Source organism: Haemophilus pittmaniae (assembly GCF_900186995.1).
GTDB lineage: Bacteria > Pseudomonadota > Gammaproteobacteria > Enterobacterales > Pasteurellaceae > Haemophilus_D > Haemophilus_D pittmaniae.
In genome coordinates this window covers 928,034-947,261 of sequence record NZ_LT906463.1, presented here as the reverse complement: position 1 = coordinate 947,261, position 19,228 = coordinate 928,034, and the positions used below count along the sequence as shown (strand labels likewise).

General features: G+C 42.6%; 16 protein-coding genes. 15 read left to right on the top strand and 1 reads right to left on the bottom strand.

Features of this window, described 5'->3' with window-relative positions:
* Nucleotides 1–75 precede the first annotated feature (75 nt).
* The 15 genes from csrA to CKV74_RS04665 all read left to right on the top strand — a co-directional run bounded on the left by csrA (nt 76) and on the right by CKV74_RS04665 (nt 15,774).
* Nucleotides 76–258: a carbon storage regulator CsrA gene (gene csrA / locus CKV74_RS04735; RefSeq protein ID WP_007242013.1), complete on the top strand. Its 183-nt coding sequence runs from the start codon at nt 76–78 to the stop codon at nt 256–258.
* A 360-nt stretch (nt 259–618) separates the two neighbouring features.
* The gene (gene galU / locus CKV74_RS04730; RefSeq protein WP_007242033.1) at nt 619–1,506 is read left to right on the top strand and encodes a UTP--glucose-1-phosphate uridylyltransferase GalU; all 888 of its coding nucleotides are present in this window, start codon (nt 619–621) and stop codon (nt 1,504–1,506) included.
* A gap of 126 nt (nt 1,507–1,632) precedes the next feature.
* Nucleotides 1,633–2,190, top strand: coding sequence for a ribosome recycling factor (frr, locus tag CKV74_RS04725; RefSeq protein WP_007242054.1), 558 nt, complete (start codon nt 1,633–1,635; stop codon nt 2,188–2,190).
* A gap of 78 nt (nt 2,191–2,268) precedes the next feature.
* Nucleotides 2,269–3,468: a 1-deoxy-D-xylulose-5-phosphate reductoisomerase gene (gene ispC, locus CKV74_RS04720; RefSeq protein ID WP_007241943.1), complete on the top strand. Its 1,200-nt coding sequence runs from the start codon at nt 2,269–2,271 to the stop codon at nt 3,466–3,468.
* 117 nt (nt 3,469–3,585) lie between these two features.
* On the top strand, nt 3,586–4,305 hold the full coding sequence (uppS, locus tag CKV74_RS04715) for a polyprenyl diphosphate synthase (RefSeq protein WP_039847781.1): 720 nt from the start codon (nt 3,586–3,588) through the stop codon (nt 4,303–4,305).
* An 11-nt stretch (nt 4,306–4,316) separates the two neighbouring features.
* A complete protein-coding gene (locus CKV74_RS04710) occupies nt 4,317–5,183 on the top strand; it encodes a phosphatidate cytidylyltransferase (RefSeq protein WP_007242007.1) in 867 nt (288 codons plus the stop codon).
* A 9-nt stretch (nt 5,184–5,192) separates the two neighbouring features.
* Nucleotides 5,193–6,542 (top strand): sigma E protease regulator RseP, encoded by a 1,350-nt coding sequence (gene rseP, locus CKV74_RS04705; RefSeq protein ID WP_095176803.1) that lies wholly within the window; start codon nt 5,193–5,195, stop codon nt 6,540–6,542.
* A gap of 29 nt (nt 6,543–6,571) precedes the next feature.
* Nucleotides 6,572–8,947, top strand: coding sequence for an outer membrane protein assembly factor BamA (gene bamA / locus CKV74_RS04700; RefSeq protein ID WP_007242034.1), 2,376 nt, complete (start codon nt 6,572–6,574; stop codon nt 8,945–8,947).
* A gap of 106 nt (nt 8,948–9,053) precedes the next feature.
* A complete protein-coding gene (locus tag CKV74_RS04695; protein ID WP_095176802.1) occupies nt 9,054–9,665 on the top strand; it encodes an OmpH/Skp family outer membrane protein in 612 nt (203 codons plus the stop codon).
* A gap of 12 nt (nt 9,666–9,677) precedes the next feature.
* Nucleotides 9,678–10,703 carry a UDP-3-O-(3-hydroxymyristoyl)glucosamine N-acyltransferase gene (lpxD, locus tag CKV74_RS04690; RefSeq protein WP_007241991.1) on the top strand — a complete coding sequence of 342 codons (1,026 nt, stop codon included), beginning with the start codon at nt 9,678–9,680 and terminating at the stop codon, nt 10,701–10,703.
* Between the two features lie 109 nt (nt 10,704–10,812).
* Nucleotides 10,813–11,262 carry a 3-hydroxyacyl-ACP dehydratase FabZ gene (gene fabZ, locus CKV74_RS04685; protein ID WP_007241945.1) on the top strand — a complete coding sequence of 150 codons (450 nt, stop codon included), beginning with the start codon at nt 10,813–10,815 and terminating at the stop codon, nt 11,260–11,262.
* Nucleotides 11,263–11,280: 18 nt separating this feature from the next.
* Complete coding sequence (lpxA, locus tag CKV74_RS04680) at nt 11,281–12,069, top strand: acyl-ACP--UDP-N-acetylglucosamine O-acyltransferase (protein ID WP_007242047.1); 789 nt, start codon at nt 11,281–11,283, stop codon at nt 12,067–12,069.
* A gap of 70 nt (nt 12,070–12,139) precedes the next feature.
* Nucleotides 12,140–13,300 carry a lipid-A-disaccharide synthase gene (gene lpxB, locus CKV74_RS04675; protein WP_007242003.1) on the top strand — a complete coding sequence of 387 codons (1,161 nt, stop codon included), beginning with the start codon at nt 12,140–12,142 and terminating at the stop codon, nt 13,298–13,300.
* Nucleotides 13,300–13,896, top strand: a complete 597-nt coding sequence (gene rnhB / locus CKV74_RS04670) for a ribonuclease HII (protein WP_095176801.1) — start codon at nt 13,300–13,302, stop codon at nt 13,894–13,896. Before lpxB ends, rnhB begins: the two co-directional genes overlap by 1 nt.
* Nucleotides 13,897–13,908: 12 nt before the next feature.
* Nucleotides 13,909–15,774, top strand: a complete 1,866-nt coding sequence (locus CKV74_RS04665; protein ID WP_095176800.1) for an SLC13 family permease — start codon at nt 13,909–13,911, stop codon at nt 15,772–15,774.
* A 346-nt stretch (nt 15,775–16,120) separates the two neighbouring features.
* Here CKV74_RS04665 and acrB read toward each other — a convergent pair whose 3' ends face one another.
* The gene (gene acrB / locus CKV74_RS04660; protein ID WP_095176799.1) at nt 16,121–19,225 is read right to left on the bottom strand and encodes a multidrug efflux RND transporter permease subunit AcrB; all 3,105 of its coding nucleotides are present in this window, start codon (nt 19,223–19,225) and stop codon (nt 16,121–16,123) included.
* Between the last annotated feature and the right edge of the window lie 3 nt (nt 19,226–19,228).

The following is a 19,228-nucleotide window of genomic DNA, read 5'->3' as shown; positions in this document are numbered from 1 at the left end:
GCACGGGTTGGCTGGATACCGACTCTTCCTTGATTGATAGGGATATCTAATAAATTGCAACTAAGGAGATGAAAGATGTTAATCTTGACTCGTAAGGTTGGCGAGAGTGTACTTATTGGAGATGATATTTCTATCACGGTTTTGAGTGTACGTGGAAACCAAGTCAAACTCGGTGTTCAAGCACCTAAAGAAGTATCCGTTCACCGAGAGGAAATTTACCAACGAATTCAACAGACAAAAGAAGAACTTGAGCGATAAAGTTCCTCCAAGTCAGATTTTGTGTAATTAAATTATTTTAGTTTTCGGTCAGTAAGGTAGGCCAAACGGTGTATTTGCCCACTTGGCCGACAATTGAGATATTTATTGATATAGCAATGATGAATTCAGGCAAATTTTGCCAAGACACCATTAACTTACCTGACGCCATTCGCCTCAGATGTCTAAGACGGTGTTTTAATCAGTATCTCCCCTTAACGAACCGATTAAGTTCATTCTATAAATCGGCACAATGCTCCCTCAGGGGGAGAAAGGATTGAGAATTTACCGACTTCTATAGCGAATAGAGATGGCCGCATCACGGTGCGGTCATTATTTTGCTCAAACAACAAGAGGACACTTATGAAAGTAATTATCCCTGTAGCCGGTTTAGGTACAAGAATGTTGCCGGCCACCAAAGCAATTCCAAAAGAAATGCTTACCCTGGTCGATAAACCACTCATTCAATATGTCGTAAATGAATGTGTGGCTGCTGGCATTAAAGAAATCGTATTGGTTACCCATTCATCTAAAAATGCTATCGAAAATCATTTTGATACCTCATTTGAATTGGAAACCATGTTGGAAAAACGGGTAAAACGTCAATTACTTGAAGAAGTTCGTTCTATTTGTCCAAAAGATGTCACCATCATGCATGTACGTCAAGGCAATGCCAAAGGTTTAGGACACGCGGTATTGTGCGGACGTCCGGTCGTTGGAAATGAACCGTTTGCGGTAGTATTGCCTGATGTGTTATTAGCTGATTTCAGCGCTAATCAAAAGAAAGAAAATCTTTCCGCTATGATTAAACGCTTCAACGAAACCAAAGCTAGCCAAATTATGGTTGCTCCAGTGCCTCAAGAAAACGTCAGCAGTTACGGTATTGCCGATTGTGCGGGCGTAGAGTTAAAAGGTGGCGAAAGTGCTAAAATTCATAGCATCGTAGAAAAACCGTCCATAGATCAAGCCCCATCCAACCTTGCGGTTGTCGGCCGTTATGTGTTCTCTGCTGAAATTTGGGATCTGTTAGAAAGAACCCCAATCGGCGTAGGTGATGAAATTCAATTAACTGATGCTATCGATATGCTTATCGAGAAAGAAACCGTTGAAGCCTTCCATATGACAGGTGAAAGCTTCGATTGCGGCGACAAAATTGGCTATATGGAAGCCTTCGTTGAATATGGTATTCGCCACGAAAAACTAGGTAAAGAGTTTAAGGCCTTCATCAAAAATCTGGCTAAAAACCTCTAACCTTACCAAAACCGCCGCAAGGCGGTTTTTTATTGGCTAAGTGGCTTAAGAAAACTATTCAAAACAAGCTAAAAATCCAGTAGAATCACGGCGTTTTTATCTATTTCTTATTAACAAGGACAACGCATGATTAATCAAATTAGACAAGATGCCGAAGAACGTATGGAAAAAAGCCTTGAGGCATTACGCGGTCATATCTCTAAAATTCGTACCGGTCGCGCCCAACCAAGCTTATTGGATGCAATCCAAGTGGATTACTATGGTGCGGCAACTCCGTTACGCCAATTAGCTAACGTTGTCGCTGAAGATGCTAGAACCTTAGCTGTAACCGTGTTTGATCGTTCTTTAATCAGCGCTGTAGAAAAAGCCATTTTAACCTCTGATCTTGGTTTAAACCCGTCATCTGCAGGCACCACCATCCGTGTTCCTCTTCCACCATTAACGGAAGAGCGCCGTCGTGATTTGATCAAAATCGTAAAAGCGGAAGGCGAACAAGGCAAAGTAGCAATCCGTAATGTTCGTCGCGATGCTAATGACAAAATCAAAGCGCTATTAAAAGACAAAGAAATCAGCGAAAACGATCAACATAAAGCGGAAGAAGTGATCCAAAAACTCACCGACAGCTTTATTAAGAAAGTTGATGAAGTATTGGCGGACAAAGAAAAAGAATTAATGGATTTCTAATCTCCCAATCGCTTATGGGGCAGGCCTTAGCGTCTGCCCTTCTTCTATTTATCTACATGAAAATGCGGTCAATATTTTATGCAAAAACAAAATCTGGTGATCCTCGGTGCCACCGGCTCTATCGGTAATAGCACACTTTCCGTTATTGAACATAACCCCGAGCAATATCAAGCATTTGCCTTGGTAGGTGGAAGAAATATCGATGCCATGTTTAACGCCTGCGTAAAATTCCAACCACGTTTTGCTGCGCTAGCGGATGCTACAGCAGCAGCTATCTTGACTGAAAAGCTCCGCGCCCATCACATTGCCACAGAAGTGATGGCTGGTGAAACGGCAATTTGTGAATTAGCCGCCCATCCTGAAGCAGACCAAGTAATGGCGGCAATCGTTGGAGCAGCTGGATTACTACCAACGCTAGCCGCCGTGAAAGCCGGAAAACAAGTACTCTTGGCTAATAAAGAAGCACTCGTAACCTGTGGCCAACTTTTTATTGATGCCGTGCGACAATATGGAGCCCGTCTTTTACCGGTCGATAGTGAACATAATGCGATTTTTCAATCCTTACCGCCGGCTGCTCAGGAAAAAATTGGCTTCTGTCCATTGGCCGAACTCGGCGTCAATAAAATTGTTCTCACCGGTTCCGGTGGTCCATTTCGAACCAAACCATTAAGCGAATTTGAGCGAATCACACCGGCACAGGCGATTGCCCATCCAAACTGGTCAATGGGTAAAAAGATTTCCGTAGATTCCGCCACCATGATGAACAAAGGCCTTGAATACATTGAAGCACGCTGGCTATTTAACGCCTCCGCCGAGGAAATGGAAGTGATTATTCACCCTCAATCAATTATTCATTCGATGGTGCGCTACATTGACGGTTCGGTGATCGCACAAATGGGCAATCCCGATATGCGAACCCCAATAGCTGAAACCATGGCCTATCCACAACGTATCGTCAGCGGAGTGGAACCTTTGGATTTCTTTAAGCTCAAAGAGCTGACCTTTATCGAACCGGATTTTTCCCGCTACCCTAACTTAAAATTAGCAATGGATGCATTTGCTGCGGGCCAATATGCGACTACCGCAATGAATGCGGCAAATGAAGTAGCCGTACAGGCATTCTTAGACGAACACATAAAATTTACGGACATCGCCCAAATCAATCGACATATCGTGGAGCAAATGAATGCTACACAGATTAGCTGCATTGACGATGTCTTGGCCATCGATCAACAGGCTCGCGCCTTGGCTAACGAAGCTCTCAGTCGCTTCAATTAAACAAAACGCCCCCTTAATTTTCTGCGTTTTGCCAAAAACAACACCTAACTCATTGATTTTATTAGAGTTGTTTTAAAAACCCGTTTATCCTCGCATTACCGAGTGAACCGCTTAGAAATGAAACTATTAGATCCTGAAAATATTCCTCAACACGTTGCCATCATCATGGATGGCAATGGACGCTGGGCGAAACAACAAAATAAACTGCGTATCTTCGGCCACACCAATGGTGTCGCAGCCGTCCGCCGTGCTGTCAGTTACGCACGCCAAGTGGGAGTGAAAGTACTGACGTTATATGCTTTCAGTAGCGAAAACTGGAATCGGCCGGCACAGGAAGTCAGTGCATTGATGACTCTATTTATGCAAGCATTGGATCGGGAAGTCAAAAAACTGCACAAAAATGATATTCGGCTAAAAATTCTCGGTGATATCTCGCGTTTTAGTCCAAAATTACAGGAAAAAATCGCCAAAGCTGAACAACTGACAGCAGACAATCAATCCCTCACCCTTAACATCGCGGCTAATTATGGCGGCTGTTGGGATATTGTACAGGCGACTCGCCACTTAGCCGAAAAAGTCCAAAACGGACAATTGATACCTGCCGATATTAACGAAAACCTATTCCAACAACATTTGGTTACCCAAGATCAAGCACCGGTAGATTTATTAATTCGGACCAGTGGTGAACAACGCATTAGTAATTTTCTGCTATGGCAAATTGCCTATGCGGAACTTTGTTTTTTAGACGTGCTCTGGCCGGATTTCGGTGAGCAGGATTTCAATCAGGCAATCGCCTGTTATCAACAACGTCATCGCCGTTTTGGCGGGACCGAATAATCGGAGAGATTATGCTTAAGGAACGTGTACTTTCGGCAATTGTGCTCATCGCATTGGTACTTTGCGCCCTATTTTTATTTAGCCCCTTCTATTTTGCTTTAGCATTAGGGTTAGTGACCACTCTCGGACTTTGGGAATGGACACAATTTGCCCGCTTTAAACAACCGTTGGCGCGCCTAATTATTGCAGCATTCCTCGGAGCCTTTATCTTTTTATGGATTTATACGGAAGGTAACTATTTAGATGCCGGCCGAGTATTTGTCGACTATTTACCGCTATTGTTAATTAATTCCATCACTTGGTGGGTAATTGCATTATTGTTGGTATGTACTTATCCAAGTAGTGCGCGCTACTGGGGCAAAAATCCATTATTACAATTGTTATTCGCCTTCTCCACCTTGATTCCATTTATGGCGGCTGTTTTACGTCTACGCTTGGACGGTTATGCGCTAGATAATTATCATGGCCTATTCCTTTTGCTGTATGCCTTTGTTTTGGTATGGGCAGCCGATTCCGGTGCTTATTTTGCCGGTCGTGCCTTTGGTAAACATAAATTAGCGCCAAAAGTTTCTCCAGGCAAAACTTGGGAAGGTGTTGTCGGCGGTTTATGCACTGCAGCGATATTGGCCTTCGTATTTATGTATTTCTTTGAAGCCACATTGCTAGGTCAACGTTCAGTTGGCGGGTTTGTGCTCTTATCCGTTGCAACCGTAGCCATTTCAGTGTTAGGTGATTTAACGGAAAGTATGTTTAAACGGGAATCTGGCATCAAAGACAGTAGCCAACTCATTCCTGGCCATGGCGGTGTGCTAGATCGTATCGATAGCCTAACTGCTGCAGTACCATTCTTTGCCTACTTCTATTTCTTTGTTTTATAGGGACAATACATGTCTTTTTTGTGGTCACTGGGCGCATTTCTGATTGCCATTGCTGTATTGGTGAGCGTACATGAATACGGTCATTTTTGGGCTGCACGCCGTTGTGGTATTCGCGTTCAGCGTTTTTCCATCGGTTTTGGTAAAGTTCTATGGCGTTGGAAGGATAAAAAACACACTGAATTTGCCCTATCAGTGATCCCATTGGGAGGATATGTCAAAATGTTAGATGGGCGCAATGAAGAAGTTCCGCCCGAACTAAAAGGACAGGCATTCGACCACAAATCTCTTATCCAGCGAGCCTTTGTTATCGCTGCCGGCCCAATAGCCAACTTTCTATTTGCTATCGTAGCCTATTGGATTGTATACGCTGTCGGTATTCCATCGGTAAAACCGGTCATAGCGGAAATCACGCCAAACTCTATCGCTGCCTCAGCCGGTATTCCTGCTAACAGTCAAATTCTAGCCATTGATGGCGAAAATACGCCCGATTGGGAAACTATCAACATGCTATTGGCAAGCAAATTAGGAGAATCGCAAGCGACAATTCGCTATACGGAATTTGGTACCAATAATGCCCAACAGCGTACCCTCAAATTAGATACTTGGCACTTTGATCCAGATAAAGAAACCGCTTTTGAAACTTTAGGTATGCAACCTGTCCGGCCTACTGTCACCATGAAGTTAAGCAAAATTGTTGATAATTCGCCTGCTGCTCGAGCCGGTTTACAGCCTGGAGATGTTATTTTAGCGGAAGATAACGGTAAACCTTTAGAAAACAAAAGCTTACCTTGGATGGAATTCGTTCAGTTAGTCCAACAGGGAAAACCATTTCAAGTATGGATAGCACGAGACCAAGAGCACTTTTTAGTAACGCTTACACCGGAAAAAAATGCTGAAAATAAATGGTTTATCGGCGTTGCGCCAACCGCGATAAATCTTGGCGAAGAGTACCGAACCGAAATAAAATATGATATTCTTGATGCTCTGCAAAAAGGCGTAGAGAAAACGGCACAGCTGTCTTGGTTAACAGTTAAAGTCATTGGTAAATTATTTACCGGCGACTTATCACTAAAAAATTTAAGCGGGCCAATTTCCATTGCAAAAGGCGCTGGTGCAACCTCTAATTTAGGATGGGTTTATTTTTTAAGTTTTATGGCGCTAATCAGCGTAAACCTTGGCATCATGAATTTATTTCCGTTGCCGGTACTTGATGGTGGCCATTTAATATTTTTGGCGGCAGAGGGTGTTAAAGGCAGTCCGGTGAGTGAATCGGTGCAAAATATGGCATATCGTATTGGAGCCTTATTATTGTTTGCATTAATGTTTTTTGCCTTATTTAACGATTTTCTACGTTTATAATTTTCTTTTAGTAAATAGGACACAAGTCGATGAAAAAACTTCTAATCGCTGGTTTATTGTTCGGAACAACCGCCGGCGCGTTTGCTGCACCTTTTGTGGCAAAAGATATCCGGGTTGATGGTGTACAAGGGGATCTAGAACAAAATATCCTTGCCTCCCTGCCTGTGCGTGCTGGTCAACGGGTTACCGACAAAGATGTTGCTAACATTGTTCGTTCCCTTTTCGTAAGCGGCAAATTTGATGATGTTAAAGCTTTCCAAGACGGTAATACGCTTGTAGTTAGCGTAATCGCGAAACCAATTATTTCTGAAGTCAATATCAAAGGGAACTCGGCAATTCCTACTGAAGCATTAAAACAAAACTTGGACGCCAATGGTTTCAAATCAGGTGATGTATTAAACCGTGCAAAATTGGATGAGTTTGTTAAATCCCTAAGAGAACATTATAAAAGTGTCGGTCGTTACAATGCAAAAGTTGATGCTATTGTAAATACCCTGCCGAATAACCGAGCAGAGATCAATTTACAAATTGATGAAGATGATACTGCAAAATTAAAATCAGTGACTTTCGTCGGTAACAATGAGGTATCTAGTTCAACGCTACAAGAGCAAATGGAGCTACAACCAGATGCTTGGTGGAAACTATGGGGTAATAAATTTGACGGTAGCCAATTTGGTAAAGATTTGGAAACCATTCAAAACTATTATCAAGATCACGGCTATGCGAAAGCAAGAATCACCAATACTGATGTTCAATTAAACGATAATCAAACTCAAGCCAATGTTACTATTGATATTAACGAAGGCAACAAATATGACCTAAGCGGTGCGCGTATTGTGGGTAACCTTGGTGGTATGGCGGAAGAATTACAGCCATTATTGTCCGAATTACATATCAACGATACTTACAGCCGAGCTGATGTTACTGCCGTTGAAAATGCAATCAAAAACAAATTAGGTGAACGCGGTTATGGTGCCGCCACAGTTAATGCTGTACCAAATTTTAACGAAGCAGATAAAACCTTAGCATTAACCTTTGTGGTCGATGCCGGTCGTCGTTTAACCGTGCGTCAAGTTCAGTTCGAAGGTAATACCGTTTCAGCTGACAGCACATTACGTCAAGAAATGCGCCAACAAGAAGGTACTTGGTATAATTCACAACTGGTTGAACTTGGTAAAATTCGCTTAGATAGAACCGGATTCTTTGAAACCGTTGAGAGCCGTACGGAACCGGTTGAAGGCACTAACGATGAAGTAAATGTTGTTTACAAAGTAAAAGAACGAAATACCGGTAGTATTAACTTTGGTATTGGTTACGGTACAGAAAGTGGTATCAGTTATCAAGCTAGTGTGAAACAAGACAACTTCTTAGGAACAGGTGCAGCCGTTAGCTTAGGTGGCTCACGTAATGACTATGGTACAAGCTTAAATTTAGGCTATAACGAACCCTACTTTACTAAAGACGGGGTGAGTTTGGGTGGTAATGTATTCTATGAAACCTACGATAACTCTAAGAGTGATACGCTTTCAAACTATAAACGTACTACTTATGGTGGTAATGTTACTCTCGGTTTCCCGGTCAATGAAAACAACTCTTACTACTTGGGATTAGGTTATACCTATAACAAAATCAGTAACTTTACACCGGAATATAACCGTTATATTTACCTAGACTCCATGGGATACATGACAAACTCAATCAAATCCCACGACTTTGATTTTTCCTTTGGTTGGAATTATAACAGCTTAAACCGCGGTTACTTCCCAACAAAAGGGGTTAAAGCATCGATCGGTGGTCGAGTGACAATCCCTGGTTCCGATAATAAGTACTATAAACTAAGTGCAGATGTTCAGGGATATTACCCACTTGATCGCGATCATCGTTGGGTTCTTTCTGGTAAAGTTTCTGCCGGTTATGCAAATGGTTTAGGTGGTAAACGTGTTCCGTTCTATCAACTTTATACTGCCGGTGGTATCGGTTCCATTCGTGGTTTTTCTTATGGTGCGATTGGACCAAATGCAATTTACCAAGATAAATACGGTAATTTCTATCAAAGTACAGATGTTATCGGCGGTAATGCAATTGGTACTGCTAGCGTAGAGTTAATCGTCCCAACACCATTTATTGCTGATAAATCACAAAACAGCGTACGTACCTCCTTGTTTGTAGATGCTGCTAGTGTTTGGAATACTAAATGGAAATCCGATAAAGCCCGTAATGCTCAGGTCAACGCATTAGATACACCAGATTACAGCTCTCCAAGCCGTATTCGAGCCTCTGCAGGGGTTGGATTCCAATGGCAATCCCCAATCGGTCCATTGGTATTTTCTTACGCTAAACCGATCAAAAAATACGAAAACGATGATGTCGAACAATTCCAATTTAGTATTGGCGGCTCATTCTAATTGTTGAACTTTGTAATTTGACGCCTGTCGAATTCGATGCTTTATATCGGGCTTATCGCCCGATATAAATAAATCAAATAAACTTAAATCTATAAGGAAATCAAAAATGAAAAAAGTTTTAAAAGTTACCGCACTTTCTTTAGGTCTTGCACTTGCTTCCGGTTATGCCATGGCCGATGAAAACATTGCATTCATCAATGCTGGTTATCTATTTCAAAACCACCCAGATCGTAAAGTAGTTGCCGATAATCTTGATGCAAAACTAAAACCAACTGCAGACAAACTTGCTGCCGATAAAAAGGCTATTGATGATAAAATTGCCAATGCCCGTAAACAAATCGAAGCCAAAGTTGCTGCATTACAAAAAGATGCACCACGTTTACGCCAAGCTGATATTCAAAAACGTCAGGATGAAATCGGTAAATTTAGCGAAGAACAAGAAGCTACATTAAACAAATTAATGCAAGAACAAGATCAAAAAGTAGCGGAGTTCCAAGCTGAAAGCGATAAATTACAAGCAGATGCACGTGCTAAATTATTAGAAAGCATTCAATTAGCAACTAATAAATTGGCAAAAGACAAAGGTTATACCTATGTTCTTGATGCGAACTCTGTTGTTTATGCGGTAGATGGTAAAGACATTACCGAAGAGGTTTTAAAATCTATCCCAGCTACTGAGAAACCTGTTGCTCCGGCTAAAACCGAAGAGAAAAAATAATAGGTTCTCATAATGAAAAAATCCTATTCTTTACAAGAATTGGCAACACAAATCGGCGCTACCGTTCGCGGTAACGCCGATGTCGTTGTTGAAAATATAGCGCCTTTAGAAAAAGCCCAATCTAACCAACTTACCTTTATTTCCAACGCCAAATTCCGTCCACTACTAAAAGAATCCCAAGCGGGAATATTAGTTGTATCCAAAGCTGATGTTGAATTTTGCTCTACAGAAGCCAATTTACTTATTGTAAAAGATCCTTACCTTGCCTATGCATTATTGGCTCAATATATGGATAGCACCCCAAAAGCAGCTCATGGTATTGCTGCCAATGCAACCATTTCTGCTACAGCCAAACTGGGGGAAAATGTTTCTATCGGTGCAAATACCGTTATTGAGGATGATGTAGAGATTGGTGATAACGTCATTATTGGAGCAAACTGCTTTGTCGGCAAAGAATCCAAAATTGGGGCAGGAACGCAGCTTTGGGCTAACGTATCTATTTACCATCGCGTAGAAATCGGTAAAAACTGTCTAATTCAATCCGGCGCAGTGATTGGTAGTGACGGTTTCGGTTACGCTAATGATCGTGGCCGTTGGGTAAAAATCCCTCAAGTTGGTCAAGTAATCATAGGTAACAATGTGGAAATTGGTGCTTGTACCTGTATTGACCGCGGGGCATTAGATGCCACCATTATCGAAGATAATGTGATCATTGATAACCTATGCCAAATTGCCCACAACGTGCATATTGGAACCGGTACTGCTGTCGCCGGCGGTGTAATTATGGCAGGCAGTTTGAAAGTAGGCCGTTATTGCTTAATCGGTGGTGCGAGTGTGATTAATGGCCATATGGAGATATGTGATCAAGTAACCGTTACGGGAATGGGAATGGTGATGCGCCCGATTACTGAGCCTGGCATATATTCCTCGGGAATTCCACTACAACCGAATAAGGAATGGCGCAAAACCGCAGCATTAACCCTCGGCATAGATAACATGAATAAACGCCTAAAAGCTCTTGAGAAAAAATTAGGCTAACCATTCATCAACACAATCAAACGTACCGCAATTGCGGTACGTTTATTTTTATAGGGAAATAGCGTATAATTCGAGCATTTTTATCATAATTGAAATTAAGGTTGTCAACGTGTCAGAAAATCAAGTAAGCAAAGTGATTGAAGCAAAGGAAATTATGCAATTATTACCGCATCGCTATCCATTCTTATTGGTCGATCGGGTACTGGATTACAAAGAAGGGGAATGGTTAAAAGCCATTAAAAACATTAGCGTTAATGAACCTTGTTTTACCGGGCATTTCCCTGCTGAACCTATTTTGCCTGGAGTCTTGATTTTAGAAGCTCTGGCTCAAGCCATGGGGCTTTTGGCATTCAAAACCCATGAATTAAAAGGTGGTGAGCTTTTCTACTTCGCTGGTATTGATGAAGCCCGCTTCAAACGTCCCGTATTACCGGGAGATCAAATGGAACTCAATGTTCAAGTTATCAAAGAACGTCGCGGTATTACCGCATTTACCGGCATTGCTACGGTAAATGGCGAAGTAGCCTGCGAAGCCAAATTAATGTGTGCACGCCGCTAAACCAATAAGGGGGCATTGATGATCCATCCTAGTGCAAAAATTCATCCGACCGCAATCATTGAAGAAGGCGCGAAGATTGCAGAAAACGTACAAATTGGCCCATTTACTCTAATCGGCAAAGATGTCGAGATCGGTAAAGGTACTGTCGTACACTCCCACGTAGTAATCAACGGCATTACAAAAATTGGCGAAGATAATGAGATTTACCAATTTGCTAGTATTGGTGAAGTCAATCAAGACCTTAAATATAAAGGTGAGCCAACCCGTGTAGAAATTGGTAACCGTAACCGTATCCGCGAAAGTGTCACTATCCACCGTGGTACTGTACAAGGGACTGGCGTGACAAAAATTGGTGATGACAACCTACTAATGATCAATGTACATGTGGCCCATGACTGTATCATTAAAAATCGCTGTATTTTGGCTAACAACGCAACGTTAGCAGGACACGTAGAACTAGATGATTTCGTTGTTGTTGGTGGCATGTCTGCCATTCACCAATTTGTTATCATTGGAGCGCATGTCATGTTAGGTGGTGGTTCCATGGTCAGCCAAGATGTACCGCCTTATGTAATGGCTCAAGGCAATCATGCCCAACCATTCGGTGTAAACCTCGAAGGACTCAAGCGCCGTGGTTTTGATAAACCGACAATGCATGCCATTCGTAACGTATATAAACTCATTTATCGTAGTGGTAAAACCCTTGAGGAAGTCATGCCGGAAATTGAGCAAATCGCTCAAACTGAATCTGCTATCAGTTTCTTCGTCGAATTTTTCAAACGTTCAACGCGCGGCATTATTCGTTAATCACAATGCATTTCGACTAACCGTACTTTTGCAAGAAAGTGCGGTTATTTTTTAAGATAAATTCCATTTTATGACAATAAATACTCCTACTATCGCCATTGTTGCCGGTGAAATTTCCGGGGACATTTTAGGTGCAGGTCTGATAAAAGAACTAAAGCAGCACTACCCTAACGCCCGCTTTATCGGCATCGGTGGTCCACAAATGATTGCCGAAGGTTTTAATAGCTTATTTGATATGGAAGAGTTAGCGGTGATGGGACTAGTGGAAGTTCTCAAACACTTACCACGTTTGCTCAGTATTCGTAAAAACCTGGTCAAACAACTCTCTACTATCAAGCCCGATATTTTTATCGGCATCGATGCACCTGATTTCAATCTTGATGTGGAATTAAAACTCAAACGCCAAGGGATTAAAACTGTTCATTACGTCAGCCCGTCTGTTTGGGCATGGCGACAAAAGCGCATCTATAAGATTGCCGATGCAACAAATTTAGTACTGGCTTTTTTACCGTTTGAAAAAGCTTTTTATGACCGCTTTCAAGTGCCTTGCCGCTTTATCGGCCATACCATGGCAGATGCAATTTCGCTCACACCAAATAGAATCGAAGCCTGCCATCAATTAGGCATTGATGAACATGGCCATTATTTAGCCATTTTGGTTGGTAGCCGTGGTAGTGAAGTGGAGTTTTTAAGCGAGCCTTTTCTAAAAACAGCCCAATTGTTAAACAAACAAAACCCTGCGTTACAATTTTTAGTACCTTTAGTTAATGAAAAACGCCGCCATCAATTTCTACAAATAAAGCAACAAATTGCACCAGATTTACCATTACATATACTGGACGGAAAAGCTCGTCAGGCAATGATTGCCGCCGATGCGACATTATTAGCTTCAGGCACAGCGGCCTTAGAGGCTATGCTTTGTAAATCTCCAATGGTTGTAGGTTATAAAATGAAACCTTTTACCTATTGGTTAGCAAAGCGTTTGGTTAAAACAAAATATATTTCTTTACCGAATCTATTAGCCGATGAGATGTTGGTACCCGAATTAATTCAAGAGGACTGTAACCCACAACGACTTGCCGATGAATTACAGCCTTACCTCGGTAACGATGCAACAGCCGAAGTCAAACGGCAGGCACTCAAACAACGCTTTAGCGAATTACACAAACTGATTCAATGCAATGCCGATGCCCAAGCCGCTCGCGCAGTCATTGATTTACTGGAGGAATAATGACGGATTTCCAATACCCGGAAGGATATCAGCTATTTGCCGGTGTTGACGAGGTTGGACGCGGTCCTCTCGTGGGTGCGGTAGTCACCGCGGCGGTCATTTTAGATCCAGCTAAACCAATTGCCGGTCTCGCCGACTCCAAAAAACTATCAGAAAAAAAACGTTTAGCACTGGCTAACGAGATAAAACAAAAAGCGCTGGCTTGGGCATTAGGTCGAGCTGAGCCTGCCGAAATTGATCAACTAAATATCTTACATGCCTCAATGTTGGCTATGCAACGGGCTGTAGATGCGCTCGCGATTAGTCCACAATTTGTCTTGGTGGACGGCAACCGCATTCCTCCGCATCTCAAGCAGCCAGCATTGGCAGTGGTTAAAGGCGATGCGAAGGTTGCCGAAATCAGCGCAGCCTCCATCCTAGCTAAAGTTGCCCGGGATCAGGAAATGATGGAGCTGGATAAAAAATATCCAGACTATGCTTTTGCACAACATAAGGGGTACCCCACCAAACTCCATTTGGAAAAACTCGCCGAACTCGGCCCTTTACCGGAATATCGGCGTAGCTTCGCGCCAGTGAAAAAAGTATTAGGTTTATAACAAGAAATCGCTATGCAGACCATTTTTAATCACGCCCTTTGGAGCAGCCCGCTATTTTGGACCCTCGTTCTGTTAACAGCTGCCGTTTTTCTATTTGTCCGCAACAAAATGCGTATGGATGTTGTCGCGTTATTAGTCATGTTGTTTTTCTATACCAGCGGTATTCTTTCGATTAATGAAATCTTAGCGGGATTTAGTGATCCCAATATTATCCTGATTGCTTTATTGTTTGTAGTTGGTGAGGGCTTAGTACGTACCGGCATTGCCTACCAGGTCAGCGATTCAATTCTACGTTTTGCTAAAAACAGTGAAGTGAAGGTACTTATTTATCTAATGCTTTCGGTTACCGGCCTCGGGGCATTTATGAGCTCTACCGGTGTGGTTGCAGTATTTATTCCGGTGGTATTGATGATCTGCCGACAAATGAATATTCCTCCTAAACGCTTAATGATGCCACTTTCCGTAGCCGGCCTGATAAGCGGTATGATGACGCTGATTGCCACACCGCCAAATCTGGTGGTTAACGCAGAACTACTCCATGATACCGGTCTACGTTTGCGTTTTTTTGATTTTACCCCTATCGGTTTAGTGATTTTATTATTAGGTATCGGTTATATGTTGCTGGCGCGTCGTTGGTTAGCCTCCCCTGCTGATGCTCAATCCGTTGATAATAATACCCGTTCGATGATCGAGCTAATTGATGAATATGGTATCCGCCAACGTACCAAACGTTTTGTGGTGCGTCACGGCTCGCCTTTTATCGGAAAAACCCTCGATCAACTCCATCTACGCTCCTCCTATAAACTCAACGTTTTAGCCATTGAGCGTTGGAAACATTTCCGCCCTCGCTACAGCATGCCGCTCGGCACTTCGGAAATCAAAGAAAAAGATATCTTAATGATCGACATCGGTAATCCGGAATTTGACATTGCGGCATTCTGTCAAGAATTTCTGCTAGAACCGGATGAAATCAAAACCCAATCCTTTGCCGAGCACGCTAAATCCATCGGTATGGCAGAGCTTACTCCCGCTCCGGAATCAGCCTGTATCGGTAAAACTACCGCTGAGTTATCTTTTCGAACTCGTTATGGGTTGAATGTAGCCGGCATCAAACGAGACGGCGAATTACTGCCCGATAGTTTCAGCGGAGCGCCATTTAAATTAGGTGATTTAATTTTGGTTATCGGTGACTGGAAACGCATCGAAGAATTAATGGCGGTGCAAAATAAGGACTTCTTTGTATTACATTATCCGAAAGAAATGGACCGCGCCGTCCCCGCGGCCAGCCAAGCACCGCTCGCCCTCTTATCCATCTTAGTGATGGTTTTTCTAATGATTACAGGTATCGTGCCAAACGTAATTGCAGCGCTTATCGGCTGCTTATTACTCGGCTATTTCCGCTGTATCGACAGTCAAAGTGCTTATCAATCCATTCATTGGCAAAGTTTGATTTTAATTATCGGAATGATGCCGTTCTCAATCGCCCTACAAAAAACCGGCGGGATCGCCTTAGCTGTGGATGGCATGTTGCAGCTGGTACAGGGGTGGAGCATGTATGCGGTGCTCATGGTGTTATTCTTATTCACCGCCGTTGTTGGACTCTTTATCTCCAACACTGCTACGGCAATTTTAGTCGCACCAATTGCTATCAGCTTAGCGGAAAAACTTTCCATGTCACCTATTGCATTTGCTATGGTGGTCGCTATTGCCGCCTCCAGTGCCTTTATGACACCGGTCTCTTCACCGGTAAATACCATGGTGCTTGGTCCCGGCGGTTACCGTTTCAGCGACTTCATTAAAATCGGTGTCCCTTTCACCCTGCTGGTCATGTTAGTTACGGTTTTCCTTGTTCCTTTACTTTTTCCTTTCCAAGGCTAATCGGCCAAACTATTTATTTACTCTGGCACTCATATACGAGCGCCCTATTTCCCCTGAACATCCAACTTTTAAACCATCCCTAATAAAATCAATTACTTACACCTTATTTTAAGAAAAAATTTAAGATTCTAAAGAGGCGTTTCGCTTGCTGATTTAATGCCATTCTAAATAGTCGATTCATTCATATTCATCGTTTTTAGTCACAAAGGACTTTTTTAAACACTTGTAATAAAATCAATCACTTAGCATATATTTTTGAAAAAACATTGATTTTCACGGGGGCATTTAAGACAGAAAAAAACCGCATTTGAGTCAGCCCAAATGCGGTTGTTATTTTTATGGTGAATTAATGTTGTTCGTTAATGTGTCCTTCAATCGGTTTCACATTTTCATCGAACTCCGGTAATGGTTTATGTTCGCTTGCGATGTAAGAATAAATCACTGGCAATACGAACAAGGTAAACAATGTACCGATAGCCAAACCTGCCACGATAACAATACCAATACTAAAGCGCGATACCGCACCGGCACCTGTTGCATAAAGCAACGGTACAAGACCGGCAATCATCGCTGCGGTTGTCATTAGAATTGGACGTAAACGTACTTTAGCCGCCTCGGTAATAGCTTCAACCCGGGTTTTACCGTGGTTTAATTGCTCTTCTTTGGCCACTTCACACATCAAAATACCGTGTTTCGTGATAAGACCAACTAAGGTAATCAAACCAACCTGTGAGTAGATATTTAGCGTCGAGCCTGCTGTACCAATAAACCCGAAGATATTTAGAGCCAACAAGGCGCCACTCACCGCTAAAGGTACAGAAATCATAATCACGATTGGATCGCGAATTGATTCAAACTGAATCGCCAAAACTAAGAAAATAATCACTACAGCAAGTAAGAACGTTACTGCAAGTGCGTTACCCTCTTGCACTAACTGACGGGCTTCACCTTTAAAGTCGTAGTTATAGCCTTGTGGTAAGCTATCCTTGGCATTGTCTTGTAACCATTGGATCGCATCACCAACCGAAGTCCCCGGCATCGGTACTGCACTAATCACCGCAGAATTTAACTGGCTGAAGCGCGGTAAGGAACTTGGTTGTGGCTCAAGTGTAGCAGTCACTAAGCTACTTAATGGCACGGAGGTACCGTCTGCAGCTGAGATGTAGTACTTATTAAAGCTTTCCGGTGATAAACGGTTGTCTCGTTTTACTTGGGAAATAATTTTATAAGCTCGGCCATCAATATCCACGCGTTCAATAGTTGCCGCAGATAAGAAACTCCCTAACGTACGGCTGATTTGTTGCATGGTAATACCGTAACTACCCGCTTTTTCACGGTCGATCTTAATGCGCATTTGTGCCGTATCAAATTTCAGATCGAGATTGGTATACACAAACTTGCCGGATTTTTGCATATCCTCTAAGAATTTACCGGCAACCTTGGCCAAATCACCATATTCTTGAGATGTGCTGATCACAAAGCCAATTGGTGGCCCTTGTTCACCGGTTTCAATTTCAGGGAACGCGAAGCCTTGTACAGATACTTCAGGAATCGCTTTTGCTTTAGCATTTAATTCATTCAGGATTGCCGCTTGGCTTTTTGAGCGTTCTTTCCAGTCTTTTAACGTAATTACGTTTAACGATTGGTTAGCGTTTGGTGCACCTGAAATGGTCATTGCAAACTGCACTTCCGGTGTATTCGTTAAAATCTCCTGATAAGGTGCCATAGCTGCCTGCACATAATCCACGTTCACATTAGAAGGTGCTGAACCGATAGCCAAGAATGCGCCTTTGTCTTCCGGTGGGGTTAATTCACTCGAAAGTGATTTAAACAATACCGGTAAGGTTGCAAAGATAATCGCTGCAAACACAAGCATACATTTACGATTCATCATCACTAAATCAAGCGCATAACCATAAACAGCATTCAATTTGCTAAGTGTATGCTCTACACGTTGCTCCAATTTACTTGGAGCCGCATTGGATTTCAGCAATTGGCTGGTCATCATTGGTGAAAGGGTTAACGCCACAATACCGGAGATAAATACCGCCCCCGCTAAGGTCAAGGCAAACTCCTTAAATAATGTGCCGGTAATCCCGCCCATTAACGCCATTGGAGAATATACCGCAATCAAGGCAATCGTCATAGAAATCACCGGCACGGCGATTTCACGGGTGCCGATAATCGCTGCACGGAATGGTGTTTCCCCAAGCTTGATATGACGGTCCACGTTTTCTAATACAACGATCGCATCATCCACCACCAAACCGATGGCTAGAATCAAGGCTAACAAAGTCATCAAGTTAATGGAGAAATCAAAGGATTGCAGCAACATAATTACCCCGATCAAGGAAATCGGAATGGTAATAATCGGAATTAAAATCGCCCGGAATGAACCGATAAACATGGTGATCACCACCAATACGATCACCGTCGCTTCGATAATGGTTTTTACCACTTCATTAATTGAGTTATTAATTGCAATCGTGCGGTCATATAAAATATCCGATTGAATAGCATCCGGTAGATTATTCTTAATGCTTTCATACAACGGACGGATTTTAGCTGCAACGGTGAGTGGGTTCGCTGATGAAGTTGGGTTAATCGCTAATACAACAGAATCAGCACCATTCGCTACCGCACGTGAGGTATCACTTGATTTATTTAACTCAATATCGGCGATATCGCGTAAACGCACCAATTTATCACCACTAGAGGTTACGATTAAATTTCTTAACTCTTCAACGGATTTGGTGGTGGTTTCCACTTTGTTTTTATAGGTCACAAAATAACCATTATCATTACCTGCCGCAGTTTGTACGTTATTTGCCGATAACGCCGACATCACCTGAGTTGCCGAAAGATTTTGTGCAGCCATTTTTTCCGGATCAAGCCAAATCCGCAATGCGTATTCAGAAGCCCCGAAAACATTTACACTCGCCACCCCTTCTACGGTAAAGAACTGAGGTTTGACTACGCGTTGAATATAGTCAGTCACTTGGCTTGCATCGAGTTTGCTAGAACGGAAACTAATATACATAATTCCCGAACCACCGGTAGAGGAAGAAATTGTCGGATCTTCAATCCCACTAGGCAACTCGGAACGCACCGAGTTTACCTTGGCTAATACATCCGCCAATGCCGCATTCGGATCCGTATTCAATTTCATTTTTACGGTTACCGTTGAAGAGCTTGGGCTAGAACTGGAGGACATATAATCCACGTTATCCGCTTGTGCCACCGCTTCTTCAATTTTTGAGGTCACAAACGCTTGAATTAAGTTTGCATCCGCCCCCGGATAAGCCGTGCTCACCGTAATTACCGTAGTGGTCATTTTCGGATATTCACGCACCGCCAATTTCGAGATGGCCTGTAATCCTAAAATAATGATTAACAGGCTAATCGAAACCGCTAAAACAGGGCGACGAATAAATATATCGGTAAATCTCATTCG